Source organism: Nitrosomonas communis (genome assembly GCF_024102715.1).
GTDB classification, from domain to species: Bacteria; Pseudomonadota; Gammaproteobacteria; order Burkholderiales; family Nitrosomonadaceae; genus Nitrosomonas; species Nitrosomonas communis_B.
This window is the reverse complement of sequence record NZ_JAGFJM010000108.1, coordinates 1-3,851: the sequence shown is the minus strand read 5'-3', so window position 1 is coordinate 3,851 and position 3,851 is coordinate 1. Positions and strand designations below refer to the sequence as shown.

The following is a 3,851-nucleotide window of genomic DNA, read 5'->3' as shown; positions in this document are numbered from 1 at the left end:
TCGCAGGTTATTGGCAAAAGCCGTGCAGGCAATACCACAAAGATCCATTTAGCGGTCGATGGTTATGGCTTGCCAGTTGAGTTTGAAATTACCGGTGGAGAAATCAATGACTGTTCTGCAGCACCTGATTTGATTGCCAGGTTGCCTGACACAAAAGCGATTGTTGCGGACAAGGGCTATGACAGCGAATGGATACGGGAACAGATAACGAAGAAAGGAGCTCGGGCTGTGATACCGAGAAAGCGCAACTTGTTAAAGGGTAACGCAGATATGGATTGGGGTTTATATAGATACCGACATTTGGTGGAAAATGCTTTTGCCCGGCTAAAGCAGTATCGGACAATAGCGACACGATACGACAAGCTGAAGCGAAATTTTGAGAGTATGGTAGCCATAGCGTGTGGATATCTGTGACTACCTATGTGAAATGTCAACAGACCCTAGAGAAACTGGCGCTAGCTAATTTGCGTTAGGAGGGTATTGATATAGCCGAATTTCACAATATCAAACCATTCCAAGCAATGATTGGAATACAAAAAGGGATAGATCTATAAAAGATAATCCCTCATTGTACTTTTACTTCACTACTACAAAAATCTAACAAACTAAATCATTTTTCTGTTTCTTCATGATCACTGCTAGCATCCGCATCTGCGTCATGATGATGGTGGTGGTGATGGTGGCTGTGACTGCTGCCCTCCTCCATATCTTTATCTCCTTCAGGTGCTTGTGGTACGAAGCGTGCTCCTTGGGTTTCATGCTCTGGAAGTGCTATAAAAACAGCAACTGAAGTTTCAGGCGTAATCTGGAAGTCTCCCTTTCCTTTCATTATATTGGCATAAACTGGCTTCAGCTCCACGGATTGCCTCTTCCCATCCTTCTCTACCTGAATATTTGCCTTACCTTGACCACCGCTTGTTGAAATTGGCTTATCTCCGTGATCGGTAACATACAGTGTCAATTCTCCATCCTTGGCTACTAACTCCAAATGAAATGGACCAGCTGCGCGAAGCTGACCCCCATGAGGTGCTTTGATTGTGGCCAAATATTCATCTGTATGAGCCAAAGCAAACTGTGGCATCATCGCCATCGCACCTATCAAAACAGATGAAACGATTAATCTTCTCATTTATTTTCTCCTGGATTATTAATTAAGATAAACCATCGCAGCTATTACAGTTTTATAACATCAGTGAACATGGTCACTTGGTGGCGGAAGAATTGCCTTTTCATTATTAAGCTGAGCAAGCTGTTGTGTTAAAAAATTCATGTTCGCCCAGCCGTTTTCATCTATATCAGGTATCCACCTTGCGCGCAAGTAACCATAGCGATCTACCAGAAATTCAGAATGCTCTGGAATAACGCCTTCACCCAGAATATCTGGATGAGTAAGCGTTCTTCGATACAGAATATAACTATTCCTGATCTCATTAGCGCCCTCAGTCACTACAGGAAAGGGTATATCTGCTGCAATATTGAGGATCTCCTGTTGCTCTAGATCATTCATTGGGATAGCCAGAATGGTTGTATTAAGCTCACCCAACTTATCATAAGATGCTTTTAATTGTTGTAAACGATCTTGCGATTGTGGCCAAGTGAAGAATACAAGCATTACTGTTTTTTTCTGCCGAAAATCCTTCAGATAACCACTGGAACCGTCATGCGCAAAATATGAAAAAATAGGCGGACCAATAGATGGTTTTTCAGGAACAACTCTCGGACTCAGCAGACGCGCCTGATAACCGCGTGACATGGCATGCAAATAATTGACGACATCCCAGCGATCCTCTTCTGATAAATTATTAGAAAAACCAGGCATACCTGTTTCAGCAATCCCATACGTTAGCCAATGAAAAAAATCACCGGCAGTATGCCTCGCAGTATGTGGCTCCGTCAGCAAATCAGCAGGCGGCTTTGGTAACGTCTTGGCTAGTATTCCATTACCTTGGCCTTGCGGACCATGACAGGATGTACAATTCTGAGAAAAATGTAGCGATCCATTAGAAATGGAGATAGCATCAAAAGGAACAGGTGTATTTTGATAAGTTTCCGGATAAGCATCCACTGCTAAGGGAGGCAAGGCCACTGCAAAGGAAGCAATTGTCAAAGCAACCGGAATTCCAATCCGCTTTCTCATTTCCCATTTCTTTTTGAAGCCTAACCATACTGAACCAGCAGCCAGTATCAATAATGCAACACCACCCCAGAACAAAAGCTGAACATTTGGCTCATACCAGGTTGCATCTATTGAAAATCTGAAAGAATAAGGCCAGTTTTCCACCATGGCATGCTTTGCAGGTTTGGTATTAGCCAAGATGGTCGCAAATAATACCAAGAAAAAAGCCAAGACAAATTCGATACTGACCCATTTCCTTAGTCGCTGACTACCATTTTGGATCTGCTCGACATCATTATTCTGCGTCAATGCAGGCAGCCATCTGGAACGTGCTCGATATGCGATCATTAGAATGATCACCAATAGCAAAAGTTTTATGTTCAATACCCAACCATATGCACTAGCAACGAGCGCATGATAATCCTTCCCTACCATTCGATCAGCCACGATAAGGCCGGTACCCATTATAATTACCATTGTTGGTAAAGCTACCGCCGAAAATTTCTTCAGGCTCTCAGCGCTCAACAAATCTAGTGGTTTACCTGGATCCTCCTTACTGAATATTATTAGTAGAAAAGCCGGCAAAGCTCCAAACCAGATTCCTGCCAAAAGAATATGCAGCGCATAAGTAAATACTGGCACTAAAGGCATCTCTTCTGCTGCTGAATGGCTTACCATTGAACCCGCAATCAAAGGCAATGATGCAGCCACGGCGCATAAGATGTAATGCCATCTTACCCTGTAAACCTGTCTGATATATAGAATGATTCCAAGAAGAACTAGCGCGAATAATGCACGAGTCGCCCACATTTGTCCCATGCGAGTCTGTTGCACTACTTCCAGCCACGCATCAGGTCGCCACGTATTCGCTGCAATACCAGTCGCTTCACCTGTCGTTGTTGCCAGAACTCCCAGCAGCCCAATTAGAATGATACCACCTAGCCATGGTAATCCACGTTCCAATCGGGTTGCCCAGGAACTCTCGAATACAGCTTTCTGCTGCCCGGCTATCGCAAGAAAAATACAGCTACCAAAAATTATTAAATTGGCTACCAGCTGTGTCCAACGAGCAAACGCAGCAATGATCTCAATCATCTTTTTTTACTTTATCGGCAACTGTAAAATTGTAGTCAGAATCAACCACATGGCCATCTACGGAGAGTACCCGAAACTTCACTGTATACCGTCCTGCTTTCATTTCAGGTAATTCCAGAAAAATCGATTTTAGATCTTCTGGATGAACCTTCACTTTATTATCTGTAACAGGTTTTTTATCGTTATCAAGCACTGAAAGAGACGCATATGCAGGCTCAATTTCCTCATTAAACCAGAGTCGAACTTGCGCAGGTGCTGCAGAAAGTACTGCGCGACGAGCAGGTTCAGCCTTAACCAAAGCAGCATGCGCAAAAGCCTGATTCGCATACATAAGCGTCATGACCGTTACTATGATAGATAACGTTACAACTTGCTTCAAAATTGACACTGTCCATTTTATTTTCATTCGACTACTCCTCATTTTTAAATCAGACATTTCAAATAACCTAAATCATTAGATTATCGAATATGAGCGTGGTTCTAACTTAATTGTGCAAATAACGATAACACTAGGCTGTTTCCAGTTTACTTTTTTTACTGCGCATGAAGAAGAAAGCACCGGCAGCTACCAGTACAAGCGCTCCTATGATGTAAGGAAGATTCGATTTTCCTCCAGTTCCTACCGAGAAAGGAAAACGGG

General features: G+C 43.1%; 5 protein-coding genes. 1 reads left to right on the top strand and 4 read right to left on the bottom strand.

Annotated elements, in window-relative coordinates; genetic code table 11:
- Window positions 1-414: IS5 family transposase (locus tag J5I83_RS10555; RefSeq protein ID WP_304055807.1), on the top strand; the 414-nt coding region annotated here is incomplete at its 5' end.
- 196 nt (window positions 415-610) lie between these two features.
- On the opposite strand, the gene J5I83_RS10550 is transcribed toward J5I83_RS10555, so the two are convergent.
- From J5I83_RS10550 to J5I83_RS14580, 4 genes are all read right to left on the bottom strand, one after another.
- Window positions 611-1,129 (bottom strand): hypothetical protein, encoded by a 519-nt coding sequence (locus J5I83_RS10550; RefSeq protein ID WP_304055805.1) that lies wholly within the window; start codon window positions 1,127-1,129, stop codon window positions 611-613.
- A gap of 60 nt (window positions 1,130-1,189) precedes the next feature.
- The gene (locus J5I83_RS10545) at window positions 1,190-3,211 is read right to left on the bottom strand and encodes a CopD family protein (RefSeq protein WP_304055803.1); all 2,022 of its coding nucleotides are present in this window, start codon (window positions 3,209-3,211) and stop codon (window positions 1,190-1,192) included.
- The gene (locus J5I83_RS10540) at window positions 3,204-3,617 is read right to left on the bottom strand and encodes a copper resistance protein CopC (RefSeq protein WP_304055800.1); all 414 of its coding nucleotides are present in this window, start codon (window positions 3,615-3,617) and stop codon (window positions 3,204-3,206) included. Before J5I83_RS10540 ends, J5I83_RS10545 begins: the two co-directional genes overlap by 8 nt.
- A gap of 103 nt (window positions 3,618-3,720) precedes the next feature.
- A partial coding sequence (locus tag J5I83_RS14580; protein ID WP_369683420.1) for an LPXTG cell wall anchor domain-containing protein occupies window positions 3,721-3,851 on the bottom strand: 131 nt, incomplete at its 5' end.

Coding starts and splice junctions, on each gene's coding strand:
- J5I83_RS10550 (WP_304055805.1), bottom strand. CDS start 1,129: ATGAGAAGATTAATCGTTTCATCTGTTTTGATAGGTGCGATGGCGATG.
- J5I83_RS10545 (WP_304055803.1), bottom strand. CDS start 3,211: ATGATTGAGATCATTGCTGCGTTTGCTCGTTGGACACAGCTGGTAGCC.
- J5I83_RS10540 (WP_304055800.1), bottom strand. CDS start 3,617: ATGAAAATAAAATGGACAGTGTCAATTTTGAAGCAAGTTGTAACGTTA.